Origin of the sequence: Dyadobacter sp. NIV53 (genome assembly GCF_019711195.1) — a bacterium.
Lineage (GTDB): Bacteria > Bacteroidota > Bacteroidia > Cytophagales > Spirosomataceae > Dyadobacter.
The window spans coordinates 1,985,953-2,011,822 of sequence record NZ_CP081299.1 but is presented as its reverse complement, the minus strand read 5'-3'; the positions used below and the strand labels follow the sequence as shown (position 1 = coordinate 2,011,822).

Here is a 25,870-nt window from a genome sequence, read left to right as displayed (position 1 = left end):
ATATGAACGGGGATACAAAATTCTGGATCATCGTGGCATCGAAAGACCACGTCAAAAGTGCGCTTTTGCAGGGAATTGCCCAGGCCTGCCACGGAAAGGTTTCGCCTTTGAAAAGGATGCGTAAAGATGATTTCATTATCTATTATTCAGGAAAGCATTTCCTGGGAAGGCCCGAGGTTTGTCAGGAATTTACCGGCATAGGAAAGGTGATGGATGACGAAATCTATCAGTTCCGGGCGTCCGGCGACTTCTGCCCATCAAGACGTAATATTGAATTTCTGCCAGGTAAAGATGTTTCTATTTTGCCATTAATCTCCGGACTGAATTTTATCCATAACAAGAAAAACTGGGGTTATCAATTCCGTTTTGGCCTTCTCGAGATCGACAGGCATGACTTTGAACTGATTTCTTCACAAATGCTGCAAAACGATTATGTCTCAAAAAATTGAGTTTCATTTTAAAAAACCCGAAGATAGTCCGGGTTATCTTTTGGGCCAGCTGACCATGTTGTGGCAGAGGAAACAAAAGCGTGTTTTAGATCCGTTAGACCTGACGCATACCCAGTTCGCACTGCTCTGTGCGCTAGCCTGGTTATCCAGGGATAGTGATAAGGTTACACAGGTCGATATAGCCAATCAGGGCAATGCGGACCGAATGATGGTATCAAAGGTATTGAGGACACTGGAAGAGAAGAAATTCATCACCCGCCAAGAGCACCCGACTGATACCAGGGCGAAGACTATCAAACTGACCCCGGATGGAGAAATGGTACTGCAAAAAGCCATTATCTGTGTGGAAAATGCAGATATGGATTTTTTTCACAAATTGGAGGCAGATTTGACGACATTTAATTCAACAATGGCAACACTTATTGAACAGAATACCAAAGAAATTTAAATAATGTATTGTTCTGATATAGCTTTACATAAAAGCAGCTCAGGATGAAAGCACAAGAGAAAAAAGTTACACTCAAAAATCGAAAACCTTATGAGCGTTTAAGCGAAAGGGAAAAAAGGAAGATTGTACAGGAAGTAAATTAGGGATTAATTGGGCAAGGAGCATGTGCAAAAAAATATGGTCTGAGTCGAAATACACTTAGTTTATGGATAACTGATTTTTCTTCGTTTAATATAAAGCTAAACGAGTTGGCCGATGAAACCATCAGTGATATGACTGAAAGTTCAAAAACACGGATTTTGGCCAAACAGGTGCAGGACTTAACAAAGTAACTTGAAAAGGCTAATCTAAAAATTTGCGGATTGCAGACTAAGATTGAAGTCTGTGAACAAGAACTTTACAACGGAATCGTGGAGTAATTTCATCGGAATATTTACTTATGTCAAAAGTCTTTTTCTTTGAGCAAAAACTATCATTATATTAGGATTTAATTACAATTATTTTGGTATCATTAAAATTGAACATACTGTTATGGTATTATCAAATTCTAAAATTTTAGTGATTATGAAAAAAATACAGGTACCCTGTGGTTTTTCTGAAGAAGCCAGGCAGGCTTATAAATTTGCGTGGGATATTGCTATTGCGAACGAAGGAGAACTGGTCGTTTTACATGTGGTTGACCTGGCACTTTTTTTTGACAGCAGTACCTATGCACAGCCTTATTATGTTGACTCCGGAGCCACACCGGCAGATCTGACAGAAGGTACAAAAAAAGATTTTAATGAATTAATTCAGGACTATCCGCAAGGCGTTCCGTTACAGCTTTTAGTTGAGCAGTGGGAATTGCACCAAACTATAGTAAAAACAATTGAAGAGCTAAACAGTGACCTGATCGTAATGGGAACTAAAGGTGCTGCGAGCCTGAGAGAACTGCGCATTGGGTCAAATACTGAAAAAATTGTCCGTAATGCACCGGTCCCGGTTTTTACTGTTCATCAGGCTATGCCTGTTTCCAAAATAAAGGACATAGTGTTTCCGGCAAAACTGGATTTAACACAACGGAGGCTGATCGCGAAGCTGAAAACGCTTCAGACATTTTTTGGTGCAACTGTCCGTTTACATTTTATCCGCAGTTCTGATGTCACAACAATTGACAACGAAACCACCATGGCAACGGATAATTTTGCTAAATTTTATCAGCTGGATAAATTACAAAATTCATGTTCGTCGGATCCCTGATATTCAGCAGGGAATATTAAGATTTGTGTCCGAATTTGATCATTGTATTATTGCGATGGCGACGGAAGTTCACCGGGGGCTTACCCATTTATTCGTGGGCAGTGGAGCAGAAGTTGTTGCTAAACACGCATATGAAGCGGTCTGGACTTTGGTTTCCGAACATCAGAATTAAGATTTTGTTATTGCTTTTCTCCGAATTTGTGTTTCACTTTAACCGCTCAACGATGAAAAATATTACTTTTTCCGTAACCTTTCCGGTCGATTTTTTGAAAGGCGCATTCAGAACATTAACTTTCTTTTTTCTGGCATACGGGGCCTGCTTTGCACAGAATGGCTCTGCTGTAAAAACGGCCAGGACCGCTGCCAACCCGGTTTTTCAACCAGTCCCTCCGCTCTGTTACGGTGCATCCGCCGAACGTGCTATCTTCTTTGAGAATTTCGAATCGGGCCTGGGCGCATGGACTGTTTCAAATGTTGGGTATCCGGACGAGCCTGCCTGGCTGCCCCGTGACTGGGTCGTTACCGATACAATCCCTGCCGGAAGAACAGGTAAGGCTGCATTTGCAGTGGATTTTGCAAGCGAAGACTGTGGTGATTCCTATGGACCAGGTTTAATGAGACTTACCAGTCCTGCAATAACCATACCCGGCAATTCAATCGGTCCGTTCACGCTGTCCTTTGAGCATTTTTTTGATCTGGAAAGCAATATTGATGGCGGCAATCTGAAATACCAGATTAATAATGGGGACTGGAAGCTGCTGCCTGCATCAGCCTTCATCAACAACGGCTATATCATGAATATGATGACTGAGTTTAGCTATAACTCTTTATTTACCGAGCCTGCTTTTACCAACCCTGACGTAAAAAGCACAGGCAGCGGCTGGGGCCAGAGCCGCGTTGACCTGACAGCTCTGGGGCTGCAAGCCGGCCAGGCGATCCGGCTGCGCTGGGAGATAGGTACTGAAGAGGGCTGTGGCAGTGCCCTTCAGGGCTGGTATGTGGACGATGTACGCGTATATACCTGTTCGGTAGCGCCGACGGTGCAATTTGCTTTGGATTCGACAATTGTCAGCGAAGGAGAAGCGAACATTGCCAGGCCTGCGCCGGACGGATGCATCAGATATGCAGAAAAAAATGTTACAGTCAGGATCAATGCTGCCCCTTCCCAGCCGGTGACCGTCACGATGACGACAGCCGGGATGGCCAAACGCGGCAGTGCGGCTGATTACAGCATTACCCCGGCCAGCTTTACGCTGCAGGCAGGCAAACTTTCCCAGGACATCAAGGTGCGCATCAACAATGATCCACATGCAGAAGGTAATGAAACGATCATACTGGGTTATACTTTGAGCAGCCCTGCCGGCGGTGATGCCTTCCGGGAGAATTACAACCAGCAGCATACCGTGCTCATTGCGGACGATGATTTTATACCCGGAATCAGAAATACCGTGCTGTTCTCCGAAGGTTTCAACCAGTACAGGCTGGCATATTCCGGCCCGCGAAGTGGCCCGCAACTTCCGCCTGGATGGAGCGGGTCTGCCAATGAAGATTCTGTATATCGTTGGAGACTCAATGGCAGCCAGTGGTATTATGATATGGGCGATAATACTCCCTTTTTATGTATTTTCGGGGATCAGGTAGAGTTTATAGTGAAGAATCCGCAGGAAAAAACAAGTGATACGCTGGAAAAAACAGTTGAAGGTCCTGTGTTTGACTCTTTCGGTATGTCTGCAATCACCCTGGCCTATAATGAGAATTTAGACGGGATTATGGATAATGGGGGACATATAGATGTGTGGGACGGGTCACGGTGGCAAACAATACATACCGTAAGCGGGTCAACAGTTCCCGGAGCTCCACGGTACAAATCATTCCGCAGGCAGGTCTCGATCCCTGCCAGATATGCCAGCCGGAACATGAAGCTCAGGTTCCGGCTCAAAGCTTTCTATTCCGACGGGTGGGCGTTTTTCGGTGGATGGTCGATTGATAATATACTGGTCACGGGCACTATTATCAGTGAGGCGGCATCTGCCATCACTACCGACACACAGTATCTGGGTCCGAATGCAACAGCTTATTTCTATGACCCGGCCAGTGAAAAGCTGATAGCAAAGATCAAAAACCTGTCCAGCCATGACTACGGCTGTACGGCAGTGTCCATCGACCGGGCAGGGGCAAACGAAACAGATTGGTTCAATCCTTATCATATTACAAAAAAAACTTTTAAAGTAACGCCTGCCAATGACGCTGCTGAGGGTCAGTATGAAATGACGCTGTATTACAAAGGGACTGAACTGCCTGTTTTTAACGGAACCAATATCAAATCGATGGGCCGTAGCCAGGGTGGCATTGGTACAGGTAACCTGCCTTCCACTTCTGTGGCCGAAGCCGTGATCAGTTGGGCGCTAAACTCCAGCTACGGATTCAGTGCTGTTTTTGGGGGCGGTTTTTCGGGGACTTCAGGCTTTGGCCTCTCGGATGCACCGGCAGTCAGGCCGGTTGCGCTGCGGATTAACAGCGGGGGTGATTATTTTATGGGTTCCCAAAACCACCTGTATTTGAAAGACCAGTACTATGATGGAAGTACCCATACTTCGGTAACTGACAATGATATTGCCGGTAGCACCGATGATGAGCTGTATAGAAACCAGCTCTGGGGGCCTGCATTCAGCTACCGGATCCCTGTGCAAAATGGCAAAATGCAAGTGGTGCTGCATTTTGCCGAAATCTACTGGGGCGTAGCCGGAAGGGGAGGTCCGGCTGGTGCCGGTAAACGCAGATTCCATGTCAATATTGAGGGCAGCCGGAAGCTGACAGATTACGATATTTATAGCAAAACAGGTGGTGCGTTGCGGGCCGGAACTGAAACTTTTACTATCACTGTTACGGACGGCATGCTCGATATCGACTTTCTTTCCGGAGCTGCCGACAACCCGATCATTGCCGCCATAGAAGTGGTTGCCACGGAAGCGAAACTGGAACCTGTGGCCGACGCAATGGTGCGTAATATTCCCAATGAATCTGTTAACTACGGAACCGCAGGCACGCTGGAAGTCAAGGCAGGCAGCCTGCCGTCCTATCAGCGCAAAACGTACCTGAAATTCCCACTGGCCGGTATTACCCAGGTCGGCTCTGCCAGACTGCGCTTATACGGCTCAAACATCCAGAACAGCACGGGCGTCAGTGTATCGGCATATGGCGTAGACAATAGTGATTGGACAGAAACAGGCATTAGTTGGGCCAATGCACCGGCCGGTTCCGGATCGGCACTGGGCTCGGTCAATGTGAACAATACGGCCAGATATTATGAAATTGATGTGACTTCCTTTGTACAGTCGCATTTGACAGGTGACGGAACGGTTAGTTTTTTATTGACCAACGCCACCAGTCAGAACAGTCTGCTGAGCTTTAACAGCCGTGAAAATACTGCAAATCCGCCTGAGCTGGTCATACTTCAGACAGCGGCACCTGCTGCACGGTCGGGAATACAGGATGATAAAGTGGTGGCAGATGATGGGCCGGTATCTACGCTGGTGTATCCTAACCCGGCCTCAAAACAGCTGACAGTAGAAGTTTCGGTGCTCCACCGCGGTAAGGTAAACCTTTGTCTAACTGGCCTGTCTGGCAATTCCTATCCTGTCAATGCTGTTGGTGAAGAAAATATACTTCGAGCAGATCTTTCTCCGCTTCATCTTCCACCAGGCATATATATACTCAATATCCATTCTGCTGTGCAGGACGAAGCTGTAAAACTGCTGATTACCGAGTGAGTTGTCCGGCATTGCAGCGGCTATAATACCTGTTGCAATGCCGGATAATTTTATCCTTGCAAATTTCCCATATCGGAATATTTATCATAGGCAGCTGACCTATGCAAAATGTCACTTTTATCGTTCTCAAGGACTGTTTTAGATCAATTTGTCAGGATTTTTATCCTCGCAAACGTAGCGGGTGAAATTTGTTTTACACAAAATGATTTTTCTCAGGAAAGGACATTTGCAACTGCTAAGGATTTTTCCTTTCAGCCAGTTTCTCTGCTTTGCTATGGTGCATCAACACAGCAGTTCATTTTCTTCGAGAATTTTGAATCAGCACTTAGGCTATGAAGCATGCTTCCAACAGCAGTCATTTTACAAATAGCAGGTATGCTTAAGTTCGTAAGCAAGTTAAAAGTAAATATGGTCCAATAGAAATAGTGGTTCCGCGAGATCGTGACAGATTTTTCTCTCCGCAGGTTCTTCCTGGCGGCGAGGTGTAATGGGCGACGCGGGTCGCCGCTCATATCTTTGAGATTATTTGAATTTGTGTAATAAAGTACAATTTTGAGGTAGGTGTTTGACAAGGGTGGGCAGCAGCCTGGGGTTCGCCTCTAACATATTTATATGACAAAAATTATATGCTAACTCTTGCTTAAACCATGGAAATCCGCGCGGTATAGTTTTTTTCTTGTATGCCTGAAGTTACAAAAATCAAGCTGTTTTGAAAGAAATTTGTGCTGTTTTTGTTTAAGTTCTGCATTAGCCACGTTGGTTAAAATGTACATTTATGAAGGCGGGTTGCTTTGCTAAAATGCGTCAAAGCAATCGCTTGCAAGCTTTTTGCATACATTGAACTTTCATTGGACTGTATTAAATTGTAAAAATCCGGAACATGCCAATTGCGGCTGGTAAAATTTGATCGACATATATCTGGCCATCTCTCCAGGCATAATAATTACAGGCATCCAGCACTATAGCTTCTGCGGGTAGACCGAAGATCGCCTCGCGTAAACCAGCAACGTTTTTAAGGGGAACAGCAAGGATAAGCACGTCCACTTCTGAGACCACCTCACTTAGATCCACGGCTTTGGCCCCGGTATTCATTTCAAATGTTTGCAGGGTATGCGGCCCTCTGGAATTGGCTACCTTCACGCTATGACCCACTTTATTTAATTGTGTCGCAAGGGCTTCCCCCACCAATCCTGCACCTATAATTCCGAATGTTTTTAGTTTCATTTTTTACAACAAAACTATTTTATAGAAACTATATATTTGTTATTCGTTACCAAAAGGAAAGTAACTATTTTACCGGGAAAGTTAGATATACCCCGGGAACGGTGCCTATGAGGAAACGTATGCCAGGACTTAACGAGGCTATGCAGTTGTTTTGCGGTAAGTGGATATTCTGCATTCTGCTAAAACTTAACGACTTCGGAGAAATGCGCTTTAGAGACCCGCAAGAACCAACCACCGGAATATCACCAAAGGTATTGTTGAAGGAATTACAGGACCTGGAAGGAAACTAAATGATCACCCGCACGGCTGGGAATATCAATCCCGTTACCGTTGTTAATGCGATCACTGAATATGCCATTCACGCAGAGCCAGGGATTGGGAAATACTTTATTATAAAAAGGGAAATCAAAATGATATTTTATTTACAAAGTAATCTGGAACTTGTATTCAGACGATGATTTTAGTACCATATTTTTTAATAAGGTCAGTTACTATAACTGATCATCCGAACTGTTTTCCCATCTGGTTATAAGGCAGCTTTTACCGTTGCTATTAATCGCCAATCTTCTAAGGCAGCCACTCGGTGATGCTCCGCTTCTTCCATATAAATGCGGCTTTCGCTTATTTTCCGGAAAGCCGCAAAACTGGGGTATTCTACCAGGGCAACGATGTCCCAGTGCTCGTCAGTTGGAGAAACCAGATGACCCACGACAGATCCAATGAAGTTTATTTGGATATCGGCTACATCCTCAGCAATAGCAGCCTTATTGAAAGCAGGGATATATCGACTTAAATAGGCTTCCTGACCAGAACAAGGAGCGTGGTCTTGTTCGCTGGCATAATAAGCTTTTGTTTTAAAACGAAGAAGGTTAAGCATTATAAAAGGAGTATTCTCCGGTATAGTATCTTCGGTCAATACAACCGCTTGATGGTTAATGATCGATGTTTTCATGATTTTTACCTTATGTTGAACAAAATTTGACGTGGTTACTTGTTCACCCTTGAAGTGTTTTGTGATTCTGTCGGTGTGTGTCCAAATTGTTTTTTGAAAGTGTAAGAAAAGTGCGACAAGGTTTCAAAACCTAATTCCAGATAAATATCAGATGGGCGTTTGTCCTTTTGTGTGATCAAAAAATGTGCTTGTTCTAATCGTTGTTTTTGTAACCATTTTTCAGGTGTTGCATCGAAGATTTTTACAAAATCCCGTTTGAATGAAGAAAGACTTCTTCCTGTCAGTTTTGCAAATTGTACCAACGGAACATTGTATGAAAAATGTCTGTACATATACGCCTCCAGATCAATCTTATTTGGTTCACTGAAATCAAACAGAAAATTCTTCAACACAGGATTGCGAAGCAATAACGCAATCACTTCGGTAGTTTTTGCTTGGGTCAATATTGGTGTCAGCTTTTCGGGTTGGTCAAAATACGGCATGAGCGATTCGAAATACCCTTTCATAAAAGCGTCATTTTCTAATATCAGAATGGGCTCACCAGTATAAATTCCGTTTGGTTTTACGTCATGTTCCAAACTGTATTTTTCCAATGTTTTTTGTTCTAAGAACACAGTGATAGTCGCAAATGGCTTTTGTCCGTCTGGTTTCTTTATTACTTTGAGCAATTGGTTTCTTCTAATCAAACACAAGGAACCTGTCGGATAGTTTACAACACCTTTGTCCGTATAATGATCTGCACTTCCCGAAGTGATTATGCCAAAATAATGTTCGTATACAAAAGGATCGTGGTCGAAATGTGTTTCGCTTTCACAAGCATACAAGATTATGTTCGGGTTAATTTGCTCTGGTTGCATAACGATCAAGATACTTTATTTTACCTGGCTCATGATTATTCTCTCCAACATTTTATCAGACAAAATTTTTCGTAAGAACAACATCGGTTTGGCCATATAACCGCCAACATACCTGGTTTTCGGTTTTTTTGCTTCAATACTTTCTTTAATCAATTTCGCAATCACAATCGGCCCGGGAACATTACCTGCCATTTGTGTAAATGATTTTTGAACAGCTGCCACCAATTCTCTGTATGCTGTTTGACCCGAAACGCGCATTAAGCTTTCAACAGCAATGTCTCCCCATTCTGATTTTGTGCCGCCCGGTTCAATCACTATGACGTCAATACCGAACTGTTTAACTTCTGATCGCATGGCATCGCTCAATGCTTCAATCGCAAATTTACTTGCGTGATACCAACCGCCAAACGGAAACGCGATTTTACCGCCAACCGAAGAAATATTTACGACTTTGCCATAGTTATTTTGTCGCATTTTAGGCAGCACTAATTGCGTTAAATGCATGGCACCAAATACGTTTACTTCCAACTGATATTTTGCATCCTGCATGGCTACATCTTCGATCGCACCGTACGAACCGAAACCTGCATTGTTTACCAATACGTCAATGCCACCAGCTTCCTTGAAAATCCGGTCAACACAAGCCATAACACTTTCATCTTTTGTAACGTCTAATGCGATAGGTTTAATGCCGTAATTTTCCAGGTCCTCCATTTTTTCTGTCCGGCGTGCCGCACCGTAAACATTGTAGCCGCTTTGTGCTAATAAAATCGCCGTTGCTCTTCCAATTCCTGCCGAAGCCCCTGTAACCAAAACTGTCTTTGCCATAATTATTGTAATTTTTATTAAGCAAAGTTAGTCATTGCGTGTCCGCGCAGGTTTCGTGAGACGTCCAAAGGGTTGTCTTGAAACGTCCAGGAGTTCGGATAGCACGGATTGGCCTGGTTTTGCGGCTTTTCTGTCTGATATTGTTTTTATGGCCTTCGTTTAGGATAAAGGTAACTCGTTAATCGGCGCATTTTCTTTACAAATATGCAATGCCTGTTTTGTATTGATGCATATGTATTTGAAGAGTACAATAAAAAATTTTCGTGTCAATATCAAGGAAGACTATTAATTAAAGGACTTTCTGAATGCTAATGGCGTTAAACGCGTTTTCGTTTTGAATAAAGTACTGAATGACTGCGGATGCCCAAAACCTAATTCGTATGCAATTTCACTGATCGATAAACTGGTAGTGGAAAGTTTTTCCTTTGCCATTTCTATGAGCTTGTTATGGATATGTTGCTGGGCATTTTGGCCGGTAAGTGAACGTAAGAGGTCACTAAGGTAACTAGGTGACAGGTTAAGCATGTTAGATAGATAAAGAACTGTTGGTATTCCCTGGTCCAGTGACTTCTCAGCAAAATAATCGTCCAGAATTTGCTCCATCTTTTGATAAATGTCGTTACTTACTGCCTTTCTTGTAATGAACTGGCGCTTATAAAAACGGTTTGCATAAGTGAGCAGCAGCTCAATCTGCGCAATAACAACGTCCTGGCTAAACTCATCAATCCGGCTATCCAATTCTTCCTCAATGATGCCGAAAATCGACATGATCGTTTTCTTCTCCCGATCAGATAAATGAAGCGCTTCATTGGCGGAATAGGAAAAAAAACCATAGGTTTTAATCTTCCTGGCCAGGGGATAGGTTAGAAAAAAGTCCGGATGGATGAGCAAAGTATATGGAGATTTATCGTTGATATTGTAACCATCAACGCTCCCAATGACCTGGTTTGGCGCTGCAAACAACAGACCACCTTCCCCAAAATCATATTCAGACTGGCCGTAGCGTAACTTTGTGGTGTGTGCTGTTTTATAAGAAATTTTATAAAATTTCAGCACATGCGGATTTGGGAAAATATGCAGTTTGTTCAGGAGGATCTCGCTTGTAGCGCCATCGATCAGGCTAATCAGGGGATGCACGGGCATCGGCAGGCCAAATGCCCTGTGCACATCTGATAAAGATTTCAATTGAAGATGGCCGTTATCTTTCTCTTTCATCTTACAAATTTAATACTATGAACTTTGAATTGGCGGGCAAGTGATTTTTTCTTAAAGATCTTTTAATCAGGCTGGTTACTGTGATGTCCTAAACGGGTCAGCGGAGTTTTACAGACCCTTCATTTGGCTGTATATGGATAAGCGATTTGGTATCTTTCCATAATTTCACAGCCCTCTGCTCGTCATAGGACAATTTGGAAGACCGCCTTTCTGTCAATTTGCCGTCGTTAGTCTGGAAATATTTTCCTGAACCGCTGGCATATTCGGGGTCGGCAGTGACCCTGGCAAGACATTCTCCCGAAAATTTAATATCGCCAATAGTCACTCCACTCTTTTTCATCACCCATGACATAAATGCACTGCCCGCCAGCCACTGCACAGGCTTTGGCATGTTCCTCAAAAATCCGGTTCCGGATGTAGCTCCGGGGTCAAAAGCTATGGATGAGATCAGAGAGCCTGCTTTTCGCAGACGCCTATCCAGTTCGTAGGCATAAAGTATCATATACAACTTCGAAGTCGCATAGAGCTTTCCTCTGGAAACGGGTTTTGCTCCATCTTTGCCTGTATTTGCAAGTCCAATTGCGTCATGTCCATCGGCAATACCCATCATTTTTCCGTCTGCTGTATCAGGGTCGTGCGTACCACTGGCAGTAAAAACAATCCGGCCGTTATCTGCCATGCAATCTAGAAGCAATTCTAACAATAGCACATGTCCCAGATAATTTGTTGCAAGGGTTTCTTCATAACCATCAACAGTATAGGTTGGTGCCCCGCCTAACCGGACACCCGCATTACAGATGATTGCTTGCAATTTATCAACTTCTCCCTTTTCTATCATTTCCCGGCAGTACAGGGCACCTGACCTTACAGAAGTCAAAGATGAAGTATCCATAGCCAGTACACTTACCTTTACTCCATAGGATTTGATCAGTTCCTTTGCAAAGTTCTCCATCGGCCCTGGGCTGCGGCCTGCCAGGATCAGATTGTAATTATATGTCGAGGCGAGAATTTTGCAGCATTCGATGCCGATACCGCTGTGTCCGCCTGTGATAAGGATTGTAGGCATATCAATTCGTTTAAATTTTTAAATGGTTTTTAAAACCTGTATTAATTGCAATACAAAATTCGCCTTGTAAAGCCTGTAAGTTTTAAGCTGATTGAGGTTTTATGTAGGCAAAATGAAGATGTTGCTTCATAAACATGCTGTTGGATGAACCTACACCGGTACATCAGGTCGCTCCGGGCAGAAGAATGTTCCTCTTTAAAGTTGTTTATATTACAGGATAAAGTCTCCATTTTTTTAGTTTACCCCAATATTAATGAATGGGAAATGCAAGGGCAGAACGTGTAATACATGCACTTTAATTAAACGGTGTTTGGGCTTTACAACAAAGTCCTGTAATACAAATTTCAGGAAATTTGTATTCTCATATTATAAAGCAAAAGATGAAGCAAACAGAAAAGGAGACCGTGCTGGTAACAGGCGGCTCAGGATATGTAGGAAGTTACTGCATACTACAATTATTAAGGGCGGGTTATAACGTGAAGACAACCATCCGCTCTATGCATAAAAAGGGCGAACTACTGAAAAAAATTCGGGCAGCAGGGGCAGTGAATACGGAGAATCTCACTTTTTTTGAAGCGGATCTCAACGACGACAGAGGCTGGGCAGACGCTGTCAAAAATTGCGTCTATGTGCTCCATGTTGCCTCACCGTTTCCTGCAAGTACCCCCAAAGACGAAAATGAACTGATTATTCCAGCGAGAGACGGGGCGCTGCGGGTATTGAAAGCAGCAAGAAACGCCGGAGTAAAAAGGGTTGTGCTGACCTCGTCATTTGCTGCGATTGGATATAGTATCGACAAAACAAACCATATATTTACAGAAACAGACTGGACCGACCCGCTGGCACCCATTGCACCCTACATCAGGTCCAAGACGGTTGCCGAACTTGCTGCCTGGGATTTTGTCAGGAGCGAAGGTGGCGATCTGGAGCTCTCCGTAATCAATCCTGTCGGCATATTCGGGCCTGTACTCGGACACAGTTACTCTGCTTCAATAGAATTGGTAAAAGGGATTATGAAAGGAGATATTAAAGAAAATTCACTGTTTACATTTGGTGTGGTGGATGTGCGTGACGTTGCTGATATTCACATCACTGCCATGAAACACCCGGGTGCTGCCGGCGAACGTTTTTTGGCCACTTCGGATGGTGCAATGAGTTTTTATGATATAGCACAAATAATCAAGAAGCAGCGCAGTGAAATCGCCGTATCTGTTGCTGAAATGATCCGGACTTCCCCTGATTTATATGTAAATTTGTCTAACGAAAAGGCAGGAAAAGTTTTGAACTGGTTTCCTCGAACAAAAGAAGAAGCGATCCTGGCTTCCGTTGACAGTATATCAGAACTGGAAAAATCAAAATCAACTAACTGATATTTTGATAGAACAAGTCATAAAAAGAAGCTGCTACGACTGTATTAAAACGGATGGAGAGAACCTGTTGCGTCAGTTCGTTTTTGGCTACCAGCAGGCTGGTTCTCTCCAGGTTTATGACGGTAAAAAGACCATCTCTTTTGGAGAGGGATCTTTTTGGCTTGCTGTAAAAAACAGGGTTGCCCGGTTCACAAAAACGCCGCCTGCAAATGGTGAATTCAAATCGGTCTCCATTACTTTTAATGATGAAACTTTGCGTCAGTTCAGTAAAAATCAGGACAAGGTTTCAGCTACAAAAATAGATGCTCCGCCTATAATTATTCTGAAAGAAGACAATCTCTACAACCACTTTTTCAAGTCGTTAGAAGCATTTGACGGTTTTACATACACCGATACAAAACCGGCGGTGGAACGTAAACTCATTGAAGCGTTGGTAGTACTTTTAAAAGTACAGCCCGAGCTAAAAGAAATCCTTTTCGATTTTGAAGAGCCACACAAAATTGGTCTTGCTGCTTTTATGGAAGAGAATTATAAATTCAATCTGCCCATGTCTCAGTTTGCATATCTTACCGGTCGCAGCTTGTCGTCATTTAAACGCGACTTTCGGAAGATTTACCAAAATACGCCTGCAAAATGGCTGCAGAAGAAACGACTGGAAGCAGCGTATTTTTTGATTAAGGAAAAGAATCGCTCACCATCTGAGGTATACATAGAGCTTGGTTTTGAAGACCTTTCACACTTTTCTTATGTGTTTAAAAAACAATTCTCAGTAAATCCGTCTGCACTGGCAAAGCATTTCCTCATCGAATGAGCCAGGCTAAATTATCATGCAGTATGTCCTTATTGCGAGATTTTATCTTATAAAAACTTTATATTCATATAGTTATATAAAATTATCGCCCCGAATTTTCAAAATCTTTTTTATTGTATTTGCTGAGGAATGATACCATAGCAAGATTCTATCCGGACCAAGGAACTTAATTGTTTTACCGATCGTTCGGTAAGTAAATAGATTTATATGGCGCTCCCAAAAGTTGATCCGGATATTGTTATAGAAAGGCTGATGCACGTATTCCGGTCGGTTGGGTATGATGGTGCGAGCCTGGCTGAGCTTTCAGCTTCAACAGGCCTGAAGAAGGCAAGTTTGTATCATCGGTTCCCGGAAGGCAAGGTTGGAATGGCAAATGCAGTCCTTGATTATGTAGGCGGATGGAGTGATAGCCAAATCTCCGGAGTTCTTTTTTCATCAGATCCGGCACCTGAACGCATGGATGCGGTACTAAATTCAATTAATATCCTTTATGAAGGCGGTCGGTTGGCTTGCATCCTTCGTGCTATGGGAAACGGGACAGCTGAGGAGATTTTCAGGGACAAAATTGATGATATGTTTCAAAGGTGGATAACAGCTTTTACCCATCTTGCAACAGACCTGGGCCACGACTCCCATGAAGCAGAAAGGCTCGGCGAGTCTGCCCTCATTAAAATACAGGGTTCATTGATACTTGCCCGGAGCATGCGGAAACCGGAGTTATTCCAGAAGGCATTAAACGATATTAAAACAGATTTTCTTACATAACAGCAGGCCGAATTAAACGGTACCTGCATTAAACTTTAAAAAAAATGAAAATGAATGAATTGTTTGATGAAGCTCCATTTGTTAATGAGGAGTGTGGCGATACCATGTGGAATGATGAAAATTTGAATCCACCAAAAAGTGACAGCGGGAAGAGTCTGCCGGAGGAAGGTATAAAATCAGAAGCCGAACAGGATTCTTCGGCTTCCGGCAGCAGGTGAAAGCATCAGCCGGTTTTATTGGATTTTAAATAAAATATTAAAACTAACTTCATTATGGCACGGAACTATGCATCTGTGGCATTCACTACGGAAGTGAAAGCGCTGCAGGAAAGATACGGGAGCCGCAAGGCCTATGCCCACCTCGAAGAGAAAGTTTCAAAAACCGAACTAACGGACTTTGAAAAGCATTTCATTCAAAATCGCGACAGCTGTTATATTGCAAGTACCGGCGAAAATGGATTTCCCTATATCCAGCATAGAGGAGGAGAGAAGGGGTTTCTTCGTACGATTGATCTGGTTACGTTAGGCTTTGCGGACTTGCGTGGCAACAGGCAATACATTTCGGTGGGCAATACGGTCACCAATCCCAAAGTTTCCCTTATCCTGATGGATTATGCGCATCAGGCACGTTTAAAGATTTATGCCGAAGCAGAAACGGTAGAAATTGCCGGACGTCCGGATTTAGCAGATTTAGTCATCCCGCAGGGCTATGAAGGCATTGCGGAACGTATTGTTCTGCTTCATATAATAGCCTTTGACTGGAACTGTCCAAAGTACATCACACCTCGTTACACCACGGAAGAAATCAACGAGATGCTGGCACCACTTCAGGAACATGTCAGGGAATTAGAATCAGAAGTCAGCCGGCTCAAAAAAGATCAGCAAACTGCTGATAGCGTATAGTTTTAAAACTTGCACCAGGCAGTGATGACTGAGTTTGTGAAATGGGTTTTACCAACCTGCTTATCCCGGCTTTTTATAAAAATGCGGGTCAAAACCTGTTTTCTTTACCTGGCCGGCAAATTATCAGGTAAACCTGGATGGGTTTACAACAATCGAAGCTTAAACTGTGCCGCCAGCCAGGTCTTCTTTTCACTGCCTAAATCCTGTTGTATTTTACGGTGAAATATTACCGGCAAACTGACTAAAATCGATACATTATTCAGTAAGTACACCAGTGAAGGTGTAAACCAAACCTGATTTTGGAATAAAAGTAAAACCCTGTTTTGGAATAAGCTTTGTTTATTTCGGTTTGTTGTTTGGCAGGTTCAGCAACTTCATCGCATTCTTGTTATAGATTTTTTCCAAAACTTCATCGGGAAGATGCAGCCCGTAGATCATCCAGCGGCCCTGCATATGGCCGGTTTCCCAAGGGTCGATGTATTCGTCTTCCGTTTCTAAAAAGCGGTAGTACATTTTGTACACACTGTAACTTGGGGTCAGGTCTGTACCAAATAGAATGCGGTCCTGGTATTTGATCATGAACTTCCGGGCCGTATAAGGCTGCCGGCCCAACTCGCTGATCCGGGCTCCTATCTCGGTGTAAAAATTTGGATACTGGTCGAGCCACAATGCTACGCGACCAAGTTCTTCAGGCATATTGGAAACGTGTGCGCCAACGAAGATTGTTTTCGAATGTTTTTCCAAAACGCGGTTTCTTTGCTGGATAATGACTTCTTTGTCAGGATACTGATCTCCATAGAAGGACCAATCCGGATGCACGCCCAGCTCATCGTACCTTTCGTTATGCTCGTCCAGCGGGGTGAAAAAAGCCTTCGGATCAGAGACGTGGATCAGTACAGGGATGCCCAGCTCGCCGCATTTCGCCCAGATCGGATCCAGTCTCGGATCATCAACCGGCACTACTTTTCCGGATCTGTCTTTTACGGTCAGACCCAGCTGTTTAAAAACCTTGACCCCTCTGGCACCCAATTTTACTGCTTCTTCGAGCCGTTTTGCTTCATTAATGCCAAAATTCGCTTCGTCAATGCGGTCCCATTCCGGTGCAAAAAATACCATAAACCGGTCACCGGGAACGCTTTGTGATTTTTTCAAATGCTCGCGGTAGAAAAAATCCTTCGAATGCCCGTCCAGGCTCACGGCCATTCTTACATTCGCTTTGTCCATTTCTTCGATATATTTTTCAGTATCGTCCAGTTTTCCAAGATGGTTGTGAAAGTCGATCACTGCAAACCTGGGTTTAAGGACTTCATGCCGTGCAACAACCAGTTGTGATTTAGGCTTCCAGTCGATCAGTTTCAATGCACCTTTTTCCTGCGCTTTCAATGTGAATGCAGAAACAAGGCAAATGGCGAGCAGGCAGGCCAGTTTTTTAGGGTCTGGTAAAATTGGCATAGGGAATTTCTGGTTTGAATTATCATCAGGTTTTTCACCCGTCAGCCTGTGTAAGGGGCTGGTAATAGCTTTGTTAAACCTTCATGGGACAAATATGTTCAAAAAATCCGAAAACTTTCGTTTTCTTGTGTTTATCTTTAAAATTTCTTTCAAAAAGCTATCTTTATTGAGAAAATTTACTAAAATTGAAGTAATTGACAAGATTTTATATTAAATAACATGTTATTACTTTCGTTACCTTTGTTTTTAATTTTAAGAGGTGCCTGAATAAAATATATAATATTGCCGATCGAAGAACCTCTTCTAATTTAATGATTTTTCGGTGCAGTGAGGTTAAGGTACCAGTATCAGAATATCCATTTTTAGCAACCGGGATTTAAACAGGTCCGTTTTGTATCTGAGGATAAATTTTTTGAGTGGCAAGCCCCAGCGGTGTTGTATGTAAATGTTGATATGTCTTCGAAAGCAAAACTAAATAAGCGGACAAAAACTTTTAGCGGCTGTTCTTTATTGGGCTCTAATTATGTATTGATGGTTCCACCAATTTTGCATTAGAAATTGGGTCGCTACCGGATACTGGCGCTGAAAATAGCCACTGTTGATTGTCCAAAAGCATGTCCTTTTGTGGTACCGGAACGTTACCTGTCTGTTTACAACAATCATCCATGGCATGAAGAGTTTATCATGAAATTCTATTTTGCCGCCAAAAGTGTTACCAATTCTGAATCTCAGGGTTTTGGTTTGGACAACAGTTCTGTGAAGGCCGAAAAAGTGCCTCTGGTCATCAAGGCAAACGATCAGATCAGAATGAGCAGGGTGTATATATAGCTTTTATCCAACATTTTTCTGGCCTATCATAATGATAAATCCTTATCAATATGATAGGCCAGATTTTTATCTATACTTTCAGAACATCCGTAAAAAAACTTATAAGTAATTGAATGATATAAGTTTATAAAATCATGGATTGTTGATTAAATTCAGGGCACAGGTTTAGTCGCATCGAGTTAGTCTTTCAACTCAAAGTAAATTTTAACTTAATGAGCCATGTTTTTTATTACAATTGGAATCCTGATAGCCTTTGCTGGTTTTGCTTTCTCTAAATCTCCGTTCAATATATCGCGTTATGCCCCTGTGTTAACAATTACAGGCGCTGCTTTCGCTATTCTTGGCATTCTTTCTTCTGGCATCCGGCAGATTGATGCTGGCACGATTGGTGTCCAGTCACTTTTTGGAAAGGTAAGCCCGGATGTACTTGAAAACGGGCTCCACTTTGTAAACCCGCTCGCCGAAGTTACCATATTTGATACCAAGACCCAGAATTACACCATGTCTGCCCAGCATAGTGAAGGTGAGATCAAGGGCGATGATGCGATCCGGGTGCTATCAGCTGACGGGCTGGAAGTTGTGATCGACCTGACTGTTTTGTACAAGATCATGCCTGATAAGGCGCCTGCCATCTACAAAGGTATTGGGGCGGATTATAAGGATAAAATTGTCAGACCGGTCACCCGGACCCGCATCCGCGACAACGCCGTCTACTATGATGCAGTCGCACTGTATTCCAGGAAAAGAGACGAGTTTCAAAGCCGGATCTATCAGACCATTGACAAAGATTTTAAAAGCCGCGGGCTGATCCTCGAACAGCTCCTGATCCGCAATATCAACTTGCCTGAATCGGTCAAGAAGACCATTGAATCCAAGATTAACGCTGAGCAGGATGCACAGAAAATGGAGTTTGTACTGCAAAAGGAAAAACAGGAAGCCGAACGTAAGCGCGTTGAAGCAAGGGGTATTGCTGATTATCAGACCATCATTGCCCTTAGCCTGACAGACCGTCAGCTGCAATACGAAAGCATCAAAGCCCAGAAAGAACTGGCCGCATCTTCGAATGCCAAAATCGTAGTACTGGGTGGCAAAGGAAGTGTTCCCTTGATCCTGAATGAAAAGTAGAGAAGTATCTTAATCAGAAAACACACCAGAATTGAAAACAGTATTGATCATTGACGATGAAGATAAACTTCGCAGTTTATTATCCAGAATAATTAAGGCAGAAAGCTATGAGGTCCTGGAAGCGGCCGATAACAGGTCTGCCATGAAACTGATCGAAAACCAGGAAATCGATGCAGTTCTCTGCGACGTAAAACTGCCGGATGGCAACGGTGTGGAGATGATCCCGCTTCTAAGGGCCAAAAACCCGCTGGCTGAAATCATTCTTTTGACCGCATACGGCAATATTGCAGATGGTGTGCAGGCCATTAAAAATGGTGCCATGGATTATATCGTAAAAGGAAACGATAATGATAAAATTATCCCGTTGCTTAACAGGGCCGTAGAAAAGGCACATCTGCAAAAGAAATTGCACAGGCTTGAGAGTATTGTATCTAAAAGGTTCTCTTTTGATGCCATTATAGGTAAATCGGCGTCTTTTTTAAAAGCGGTAGAACTGGCAAAAAAGGTAGCACCCACTGAGGCACCCGTACTGTTAACCGGTGAAACAGGCACCGGAAAAGAAGTTTTTGCACAGGCGATCCATTACGGCAGCGGCAGGGCGGATAAAAACCTGGTAGCGCTGAATTGCAGTACTTTCAGCCGGGAAATTCTGGAAAGTGAGTTGTTTGGATACAAACAAGGTGCTTTTACGGGTGCTGCCAAAGACAAAAAAGGACTGCTGGAGGAAGCGCATAACGGCACATTGTTTCTGGATGAGATCGGGGAGCTGCCACTGGAACTCCAGGCCAAACTGCTCAGGGTACTCGAAACGCATGAATTCATTAAACTGGGTGATACCAAACCAGTCAGATCCAATTTCCGGCTGATCGCGGCCACAAACAGGGATTTAAAAATGGAATCGGAACAGAAGCGGTTCCGGTCAGACCTGTATTTCCGGTTAAACGTTTTTCAGGTGCAGATTCCTCCGCTGCGGGAAAGGGTAAAGGATATCTCTGTCCTGGCCACGTATTTTGCCAGTCATTTTGCGGAGCAAACCAATAAAAAGGATCTGAAATACTCCAGGGAATTTCTAAAAAGGCTTGAAACCTACGAATGGCGGGGAAATATCCGCGAGCTCAAAAATGTGATTGAAAGAGCCGTTATTATCAGTGACGGAATATTGGAACCTGAAAGCCTTCCTTTTGAAGTGCAGCAGTCTGTACCTGTTAAAAGCCCGCAACTGTCAGCGTTCTCTTTGGAAAGTGTTGAAAAGCTGCATATCCAGAAAGTGCTCAATTATAGCAAAGGAAACAAAGCCGAAACCGCCAGGCTGCTTGAAATCGGGATTGCTACATTATACCGAAAGATTGAAGAGTACGGGATCAGATTTTAAAGAACATAAACCTTCTGACATCCATCCATTTTGATAAGACCCTATCATATTGATAGGGTCTTTTTTATTTAAAAAACAACATTAAAATAAGTAATTATCTATTAATCAGCACATTATAAATTATCTGGCTAACGAGGAACACGTTTGGTATAAACCCTGACAGATATAAATGAGCAAACAATGAAAAAGGGTAATAACGATAGTGTTTACAATCAAATGCAGCGGATGGCTGAGCTTACTGTAACGATGGTTTTAGCTGGCAAGATGGTCCGTGCCAAAAGACTTCTTGAGTCAGCAGAAAAGCTATTTTTAAATGGCGACTACCGATCCAGGAATGCGGTGTCCAATGTGTATGTATACGATGTTTCGACGCTTTTAGAGCTGCATCATTATAATGTTCATACGCTTCTTCCCATCGGCCTTCAAAAAGAATATATCAAACAAATCAATGCGTTTTAATAATCAATTTAACACCATATCCAATGATGACAATCCTCTTAGTGGCAGCCGGCAGTTTGTGCTTCCTGCTTTTTTACAAAACCGTTCAATTCTTCGAAAAAATCTAACACCATGGCAGCTCTATTCATTATTGCAATCGGTGTTTTTGGCTACATCTGTTATGTGCTGATCAAACCTGAAAAATTTTAATCCGAATAAATTTTCGATTTATCCCGATCGAATTAAAAAACTAAAAAAATGAACACTGAATTATTAGGAATCATTGCCATGTTTGCCCTGACGGTTGCCCTCGCAATCCCGTTCGGTAAGTACATCGCAAAAGTTTATGCAGGAGAGAAGACATTTCTTGACCCCGTTTTCAATCCCATTGAAAAAATGTTTTACTGGTTAAGCGGAATTGATGCGAAAGCGGAAATGAACTGGAAACAGCATATGTATGCGCTGTTAACCATTAACTTTGTATGGTTTTTGCTCGGCATGCTCGTGCTGATGAATCAAAGCTGGTTACCACTTAACCCGGATGGAAATCCTAATCAAACTGCGGATCTGGCCTTTAACACCAGTATATCTTTTGTAGTGAACTGTAATTTACAGCATTATTCTGGGGAGTCCGGTGTAAGTTATCTTTCGCAGCTGTTTCTGATGTTTTTGCAGTTTGTAACAGCGGCCGTTGGTCTGGCAGCAGCCGCAGTACTGTTTATCGCACTTAAAGACCGTACGACTGATAAGCTGGGTAATTTTTATGATCTTTTCCTGAAATCCTGTACACGTATATTGTTTCCGATTTCTGTACTGATCGCGGTAATTTTGATGTTTAACGGAACACCAATGACTTTTGATGGCAAAGATACCATCGTCAGCATGCAGGGTGATACAGTCGGCGTTTCCACAGGGCCGGTTGCGGCTTTTGTGGCAATTAAACATGTGGGAACAAATGGGGGCGGATTCTTTGGTGCTAACTCAGCCCATCCGCTGGAAAATCCCAATTACCTGACCAACATGACTGAAATGTTTGCGCAGATGATCATTCCCCTGGCTATGGTTTTTGCATTTGGTTACTTTTTAAGAAGAAAAAAATGGCATGGATGATCTTTGGGGTCATGACCATCGGCTTTTTAGTACTTACGGTACCGACCATTATCTGGGAAAATGGTGGTAACCCTGCTATCACGGCCATGGGAATTGACAACAGTTCAGGGGCAATGGAAGGCAAGGAAGTCCGCTTCGGCAGTACCGCATCTGCATTCTGGAGTATAGCGACCACAGTTATTTCAACTGGATCTGTCAATGCTATGCATGATAGTACAATGCCACTTTCTGGCATGATGCAGCTGCTCTCCATGATGACCAACGCCTTTTACGGAGGATGTGGTGCCGGAATTCTTAACTTCTTTGTCTTTATTATCCTCGCTGTATTTATTAGCGGGCTGATGGTGGGAAGGACTCCGGAGTTTTTAGGTAAGAAGATAGAAGCCAGAGAAATGAAGATTGCAATGATCGTTGCGCTGTTTCATCCGTTGTTGATTCTGGCAGGAACCGCATTGGCAGCATCCTTTCCGGAAATTACATCACCTAACTTAAATAATCCGGGCTTCCACGGTTTCAGCGAAATGCTCTACGAATATACCTCATCGTCAGCCAATAATGGAAGTGGTTTTGAAGGCTTAGGCGATAATAATCCCTGGTGGAATATTACAACGGGTTTTGTTCTTATTCTTTCCCGTTTCCTTCCAATCATAGGTCCCGTTGCGATTGCAGGCCTGATGGCCAACAAGAAATTCATCCCTGAAAGTGCAGGTACGCTGCGCACGGATTCAGGCACATTCGGGATCATGGTACTGGCAGTGATTGTGATCATTACCGCGCTGTCATTCTTCCCTGCTCTTACACTGGGTCCAATTGCCGAATATTTCAGCATGCGTTAACAGCGATAAAGGAATCTGTGTCACAATATTTCATATAAACGGCAGTCAGCAGATGACCGTACGACGGACCGCAGCTAACAGCCAATAGATAATACCAAAACAATGAAAAATCAAAATGCTTCCTTATTTCAAAAGGAACTGGTCAATGAGGCTTTAAAGCAGTCATTTATCAAATTGAACCCCAAAATCATGTTTCGTAACCCGGTGATGTTCACCGTGGAGATTGGAACGTTCGTCATGCTGATCGTAAGCTTATGGGTGCTTACCGGAGAAAAATCACAGGGCAGTTTCGCTTATAACTTTGTCGTTTTTCTTGTGCTTTTGCTGACTTTGCTTTTTGCCAATTTTGCGGAAGGCATTGCAGAGGCAAGGGGAAAAGCCCAGGCAGACAGTCTTCGCAAAACCAGGGAAGAAACTCCTGCCAAACTGGTGATCGACAACAAACAGGGTTTCAGTGTAGAAACAAAAAGTGTGATGTCAGCCTCGATGAAAAAAGGGGATATTTTTATTTGTGAAGCGGGAGATAATATCCCAACGGACGGCGAGATCATCGAAGGGCTTGCGACCATTGATGAAAGTGCAATCACAGGTGAATCTGCCCCGGTCATACGTGAAGCAGGTGGAGACAAAAGCAGTGTGACTGGCGGAACCAAGGTGCTGTCAGACCGGATCAAAGTCATGGTGACAACAGCACCGGGCGAGAGTTTTCTGGATAAAATGATCGCATTGGTAGAAGGGGCAAGCCGCCAGAAAACACCCAATGAAATTGCCCTTACGATCCTTTTGGCAGGTTTTACGCTGGTCTTTATCATCGTTTGTATAACGCTTAAACCCTTTGCAGACTTTGCCAATACGCCTATTACCATTGCTGCTTTTATTTCCCTTTTTGTTTGTCTGATCCCGACTACCATTGGCGGTCTGCTGTCTGCGATCGGGATTGCGGGCATGGACAGGGCGCTGCGTGCGAACGTGATTACCAAATCAGGGAAAGCGGTTGAAACGGCAGGTGATATAGATGTGCTTCTTTTGGATAAAACGGGCACAATTACGATCGGTAACAGAAAGGCAACCCATTTTTATGCTGCCAAAGGAGTGACGGATAACCACTTTATTAAATGCGCGGTTTTAAGCTCGATTGCAGATGAAACACCGGAAGGTAAATCAATCCTGGAACTGGCAAACCTGAACCCGTCAAGCTACAATAATCTTAATAACCCGGTATTTATAAAATTTACCGCTGAGACCAGAAGCTCGGGCGTTGATTTCGACCAGACCCGTATACGTAAAGGTGCTTTCGATTCGATCAAAAACCTGGCAGTCGATGCGGGCAATAAATTCCCGTCAGATATTGAGCAATCAGTAAAGGATATATCCAGCAATGGAGGAACACCGCTGGTGGTTTCGGAAAATGAAAAAGTCCTGGGTGTGATCGAATTGCAGGATATTATCAAAACGGGTATCAGTGAACGTTTCGAACGTCTACGCAAGATGGGTGTAAAAACGGTGATGGTAACCGGGGACAATCCATTGACAGCTAAGTTTATCGCTGAAAAAGCTGGCGTTGATGATTTTATTGCCGAAGCCAAACCGGAAGATAAAATGAACTACATCAAACGTGAACAGGAAAGCGGTAAGCTGGTGGCGATGATGGGGGATGGTACCAATGACGCACCTGCTTTGGCACAAGCTGACGTTGGCGTAGCCATGAACAGCGGAACGCAGGCAGCCAAAGAAGCCGGTAACATGGTGGATCTGGATAATGATCCGACCAAACTGATTGAAATTGTGGAGATCGGCAAACAGCTTTTGATGACACGCGGAACACTGACAACTTTCTCAATTGCCAATGACGTGGCCAAGTACTTTGCCATTATTCCAGCCCTGTTTATCGCATCAATCCCTGCTTTGAAAGGCTTGAATATCATGAATCTGAACAGCCCGGAAAGTGCGATCCTGTCTGCTGTGATCTTTAATGCGATCATCATCCCGATCCTGATACCGCTTGCCTTGAAAGGAGTTACCTACAAACCGATCGGTGCGAGTGCACTGCTGAGAAGAAACCTTTTTATTTATGGTCTGGGCGGAGTAATCGTTCCTTTTATCGGGATCAAAATCATAGACATCGTGGTCAGTTTCTGGATATAGGCCCATTTTCTTAACCGCATTCATTTTAAATACAAATAGGACGAAAGTCAAAAGCAATGAAAACGAACATCTTTCCCGCAATTAAATTAACGATCATTACCCTTGTTTTCTTTGCAGGGGTTTACACGGCCATCATCTGGGGAGTGGCCCAGCTTGCTCCAAACGGAGGTAAGGGCGATGTGGTAACAGTCGGTGATAAAAAGTATTATACCAATATCGGCCAGACCTTTACCCAGGACAAATATTTCTATTCCCGTCCGTCTGCAGTTGGTTATAATTCGGCCGGTAGCGGTGGCAGTAACAAAGGGCCATCCAACCCGGATTATCTGGCGACAGTTCAGGCAAGGATCGATACCTTTTTGCTGCATAACCCCGGTGTTGAGAAAAAGGATATTCCAGTTGAGCTCGTTACTGCCAGTGGCAGCGGGCTTGATCCGGACATTACTTCTAAATCAGCTTTGGTACAAGTAAAAAGAATTGCCTCAATCCGGAAAGTGTCTCCGCAAACAGTTGAACAACTGATCGCGAAAAACACCGAAGGGCCACTGCTGGGTATGTTCGGGCCGGAGAAAATCAATGTATTAAAACTCAATATTGCCCTTGACGAGTTGAAATAAAGAAAGAGACCGGCCATCACCTGTAACGACGCGGTGGCCGGCGACTTTAAC

The 25,870-nt window shown here is 43.5% G+C and carries 26 protein-coding genes and 1 pseudogene; 20 read left to right on the top strand and 7 right to left on the bottom strand.

All coding sequences use genetic code 11. The annotated features are described in order from the left end of the window. The first annotated feature begins 2 nt into the window (after positions 1 to 2). From KZC02_RS08250 to KZC02_RS08225, 6 genes are all read left to right on the top strand, one after another. Positions 3 to 449, top strand: coding sequence for an EVE domain-containing protein (locus tag KZC02_RS08250; protein WP_221393666.1), 447 nt, complete (start codon positions 3 to 5; stop codon positions 447 to 449). Further along, positions 433 to 897, top strand: coding sequence for a MarR family winged helix-turn-helix transcriptional regulator (locus KZC02_RS08245; RefSeq protein WP_221393665.1), 465 nt, complete (start codon positions 433 to 435; stop codon positions 895 to 897). The genes KZC02_RS08250 and KZC02_RS08245 overlap by 17 nt, the downstream gene beginning before the upstream one ends. Before the next feature lie 564 nt (positions 898 to 1,461). Continuing rightward, the gene (locus tag KZC02_RS08240; protein ID WP_221393664.1) at positions 1,462 to 2,136 is read left to right on the top strand and encodes a universal stress protein; all 675 of its coding nucleotides are present in this window, start codon (positions 1,462 to 1,464) and stop codon (positions 2,134 to 2,136) included. 25 nt (positions 2,137 to 2,161) lie between these two features. Beyond that, on the top strand, positions 2,162 to 2,308 hold the full coding sequence (locus KZC02_RS08235; RefSeq protein WP_221393663.1) for a hypothetical protein: 147 nt from the start codon (positions 2,162 to 2,164) through the stop codon (positions 2,306 to 2,308). Between the two features lie 52 nt (positions 2,309 to 2,360). Further along, entirely contained in the window at positions 2,361 to 5,906 is a 3,546-nt protein-coding gene (locus KZC02_RS08230; RefSeq protein ID WP_221393662.1) for a DNRLRE domain-containing protein, read from the top strand. Positions 5,907 to 6,014: 108 nt separating this feature from the next. Beyond that, positions 6,015 to 6,242 (top strand): hypothetical protein, encoded by a 228-nt coding sequence (locus tag KZC02_RS08225; RefSeq protein ID WP_221393661.1) that lies wholly within the window; start codon positions 6,015 to 6,017, stop codon positions 6,240 to 6,242. A 522-nt stretch (positions 6,243 to 6,764) separates the two neighbouring features. On the opposite strand, the gene KZC02_RS08220 is transcribed toward KZC02_RS08225, so the two are convergent. After that, positions 6,765 to 7,130 (bottom strand): NADPH-dependent F420 reductase, encoded by a 366-nt coding sequence (locus tag KZC02_RS08220; protein WP_221393660.1) that lies wholly within the window; start codon positions 7,128 to 7,130, stop codon positions 6,765 to 6,767. Here KZC02_RS08220 and KZC02_RS33270 point away from each other — a divergent pair. Next, a complete protein-coding gene (locus KZC02_RS33270) occupies positions 7,115 to 7,420 on the top strand; it encodes a winged helix-turn-helix transcriptional regulator (protein WP_409014253.1) in 306 nt (101 codons plus the stop codon). The genes KZC02_RS08220 and KZC02_RS33270 overlap by 16 nt on opposite strands. A 236-nt stretch (positions 7,421 to 7,656) precedes the next feature. Here the strand turns inward: KZC02_RS33270 and KZC02_RS08210 are convergent, their stop codons facing one another. The 5 genes from KZC02_RS08210 to KZC02_RS08190 all read right to left on the bottom strand — a co-directional run bounded on the left by KZC02_RS08210 (position 7,657) and on the right by KZC02_RS08190 (position 12,048). After that, positions 7,657 to 8,082, bottom strand: coding sequence for a hypothetical protein (locus KZC02_RS08210; protein WP_221393658.1), 426 nt, complete (start codon positions 8,080 to 8,082; stop codon positions 7,657 to 7,659). Positions 8,083 to 8,117: 35 nt separating this feature from the next. Then, complete coding sequence (locus KZC02_RS08205; protein ID WP_221393657.1) at positions 8,118 to 8,939, bottom strand: AraC family transcriptional regulator; 822 nt, start codon at positions 8,937 to 8,939, stop codon at positions 8,118 to 8,120. Positions 8,940 to 8,954: 15 nt separating this feature from the next. Further along, positions 8,955 to 9,767, bottom strand: coding sequence for an oxidoreductase (locus KZC02_RS08200; protein WP_221393656.1), 813 nt, complete (start codon positions 9,765 to 9,767; stop codon positions 8,955 to 8,957). 285 nt (positions 9,768 to 10,052) lie between these two features. Continuing rightward, positions 10,053 to 10,982 carry an AraC family transcriptional regulator gene (locus tag KZC02_RS08195; RefSeq protein ID WP_221393655.1) on the bottom strand — a complete coding sequence of 310 codons (930 nt, stop codon included), beginning with the start codon at positions 10,980 to 10,982 and terminating at the stop codon, positions 10,053 to 10,055. Positions 10,983 to 11,079: 97 nt separating this feature from the next. Then, positions 11,080 to 12,048 (bottom strand): SDR family NAD(P)-dependent oxidoreductase, encoded by a 969-nt coding sequence (locus KZC02_RS08190; protein ID WP_221393654.1) that lies wholly within the window; start codon positions 12,046 to 12,048, stop codon positions 11,080 to 11,082. Between the two features lie 380 nt (positions 12,049 to 12,428). Between KZC02_RS08190 and KZC02_RS08185 the strand changes: the two genes are divergently transcribed. From KZC02_RS08185 to KZC02_RS08165, 5 genes are all read left to right on the top strand, one after another. Next, positions 12,429 to 13,418, top strand: a complete 990-nt coding sequence (locus KZC02_RS08185) for an aldehyde reductase (protein ID WP_221393653.1) — start codon at positions 12,429 to 12,431, stop codon at positions 13,416 to 13,418. A gap of 4 nt (positions 13,419 to 13,422) precedes the next feature. Beyond that, positions 13,423 to 14,229 (top strand): AraC family transcriptional regulator, encoded by an 807-nt coding sequence (locus tag KZC02_RS08180; RefSeq protein ID WP_221393652.1) that lies wholly within the window; start codon positions 13,423 to 13,425, stop codon positions 14,227 to 14,229. A 207-nt stretch (positions 14,230 to 14,436) separates the two neighbouring features. Then, entirely contained in the window at positions 14,437 to 14,994 is a 558-nt protein-coding gene (locus tag KZC02_RS08175) for a TetR/AcrR family transcriptional regulator (protein WP_221393651.1), read from the top strand. Between the two features lie 44 nt (positions 14,995 to 15,038). Then, complete coding sequence (locus tag KZC02_RS08170; protein ID WP_221393650.1) at positions 15,039 to 15,212, top strand: hypothetical protein; 174 nt, start codon at positions 15,039 to 15,041, stop codon at positions 15,210 to 15,212. 54 nt (positions 15,213 to 15,266) lie between these two features. Further along, positions 15,267 to 15,896, top strand: a complete 630-nt coding sequence (locus KZC02_RS08165; RefSeq protein WP_221393649.1) for a pyridoxamine 5'-phosphate oxidase family protein — start codon at positions 15,267 to 15,269, stop codon at positions 15,894 to 15,896. A 339-nt stretch (positions 15,897 to 16,235) separates the two neighbouring features. On the opposite strand, the gene KZC02_RS08160 is transcribed toward KZC02_RS08165, so the two are convergent. Continuing rightward, the gene (locus KZC02_RS08160; RefSeq protein ID WP_221393648.1) at positions 16,236 to 17,348 is read right to left on the bottom strand and encodes an amidohydrolase family protein; all 1,113 of its coding nucleotides are present in this window, start codon (positions 17,346 to 17,348) and stop codon (positions 16,236 to 16,238) included. A gap of 558 nt (positions 17,349 to 17,906) precedes the next feature. Here KZC02_RS08160 and KZC02_RS08155 point away from each other — a divergent pair. The 8 genes and pseudogenes from KZC02_RS08155 (at position 17,907) to KZC02_RS08120 (ending at position 25,819) form a co-directional block, all read left to right on the top strand. Continuing rightward, positions 17,907 to 18,176: a hypothetical protein gene (locus KZC02_RS08155; protein WP_221393647.1), complete on the top strand. Its 270-nt coding sequence runs from the start codon at positions 17,907 to 17,909 to the stop codon at positions 18,174 to 18,176. A 219-nt stretch (positions 18,177 to 18,395) separates the two neighbouring features. Beyond that, entirely contained in the window at positions 18,396 to 19,301 is a 906-nt protein-coding gene (locus tag KZC02_RS08150) for a prohibitin family protein (protein WP_221393646.1), read from the top strand. 31 nt (positions 19,302 to 19,332) lie between these two features. Beyond that, entirely contained in the window at positions 19,333 to 20,673 is a 1,341-nt protein-coding gene (locus tag KZC02_RS08145; protein ID WP_221393645.1) for a sigma-54 dependent transcriptional regulator, read from the top strand. Positions 20,674 to 20,853: 180 nt separating this feature from the next. Beyond that, on the top strand, positions 20,854 to 21,132 hold the full coding sequence (locus KZC02_RS08140) for a hypothetical protein (protein ID WP_221393644.1): 279 nt from the start codon (positions 20,854 to 20,856) through the stop codon (positions 21,130 to 21,132). A 111-nt stretch (positions 21,133 to 21,243) separates the two neighbouring features. Next, positions 21,244 to 21,321: a potassium-transporting ATPase subunit F gene (locus KZC02_RS33265; protein ID WP_221394980.1), complete on the top strand. Its 78-nt coding sequence runs from the start codon at positions 21,244 to 21,246 to the stop codon at positions 21,319 to 21,321. 48 nt (positions 21,322 to 21,369) lie between these two features. Further along, positions 21,370 to 23,057 (top strand): annotated as a pseudogene (gene kdpA / locus KZC02_RS08130) (potassium-transporting ATPase subunit KdpA). A 102-nt stretch (positions 23,058 to 23,159) separates the two neighbouring features. After that, a complete protein-coding gene (gene kdpB / locus KZC02_RS08125) occupies positions 23,160 to 25,202 on the top strand; it encodes a potassium-transporting ATPase subunit KdpB (RefSeq protein WP_221393643.1) in 2,043 nt (680 codons plus the stop codon). A gap of 56 nt (positions 25,203 to 25,258) precedes the next feature. Further along, a complete protein-coding gene (locus KZC02_RS08120) occupies positions 25,259 to 25,819 on the top strand; it encodes a K(+)-transporting ATPase subunit C (RefSeq protein ID WP_221393642.1) in 561 nt (186 codons plus the stop codon). Positions 25,820 to 25,870: the final 51 nt, after the last annotated feature.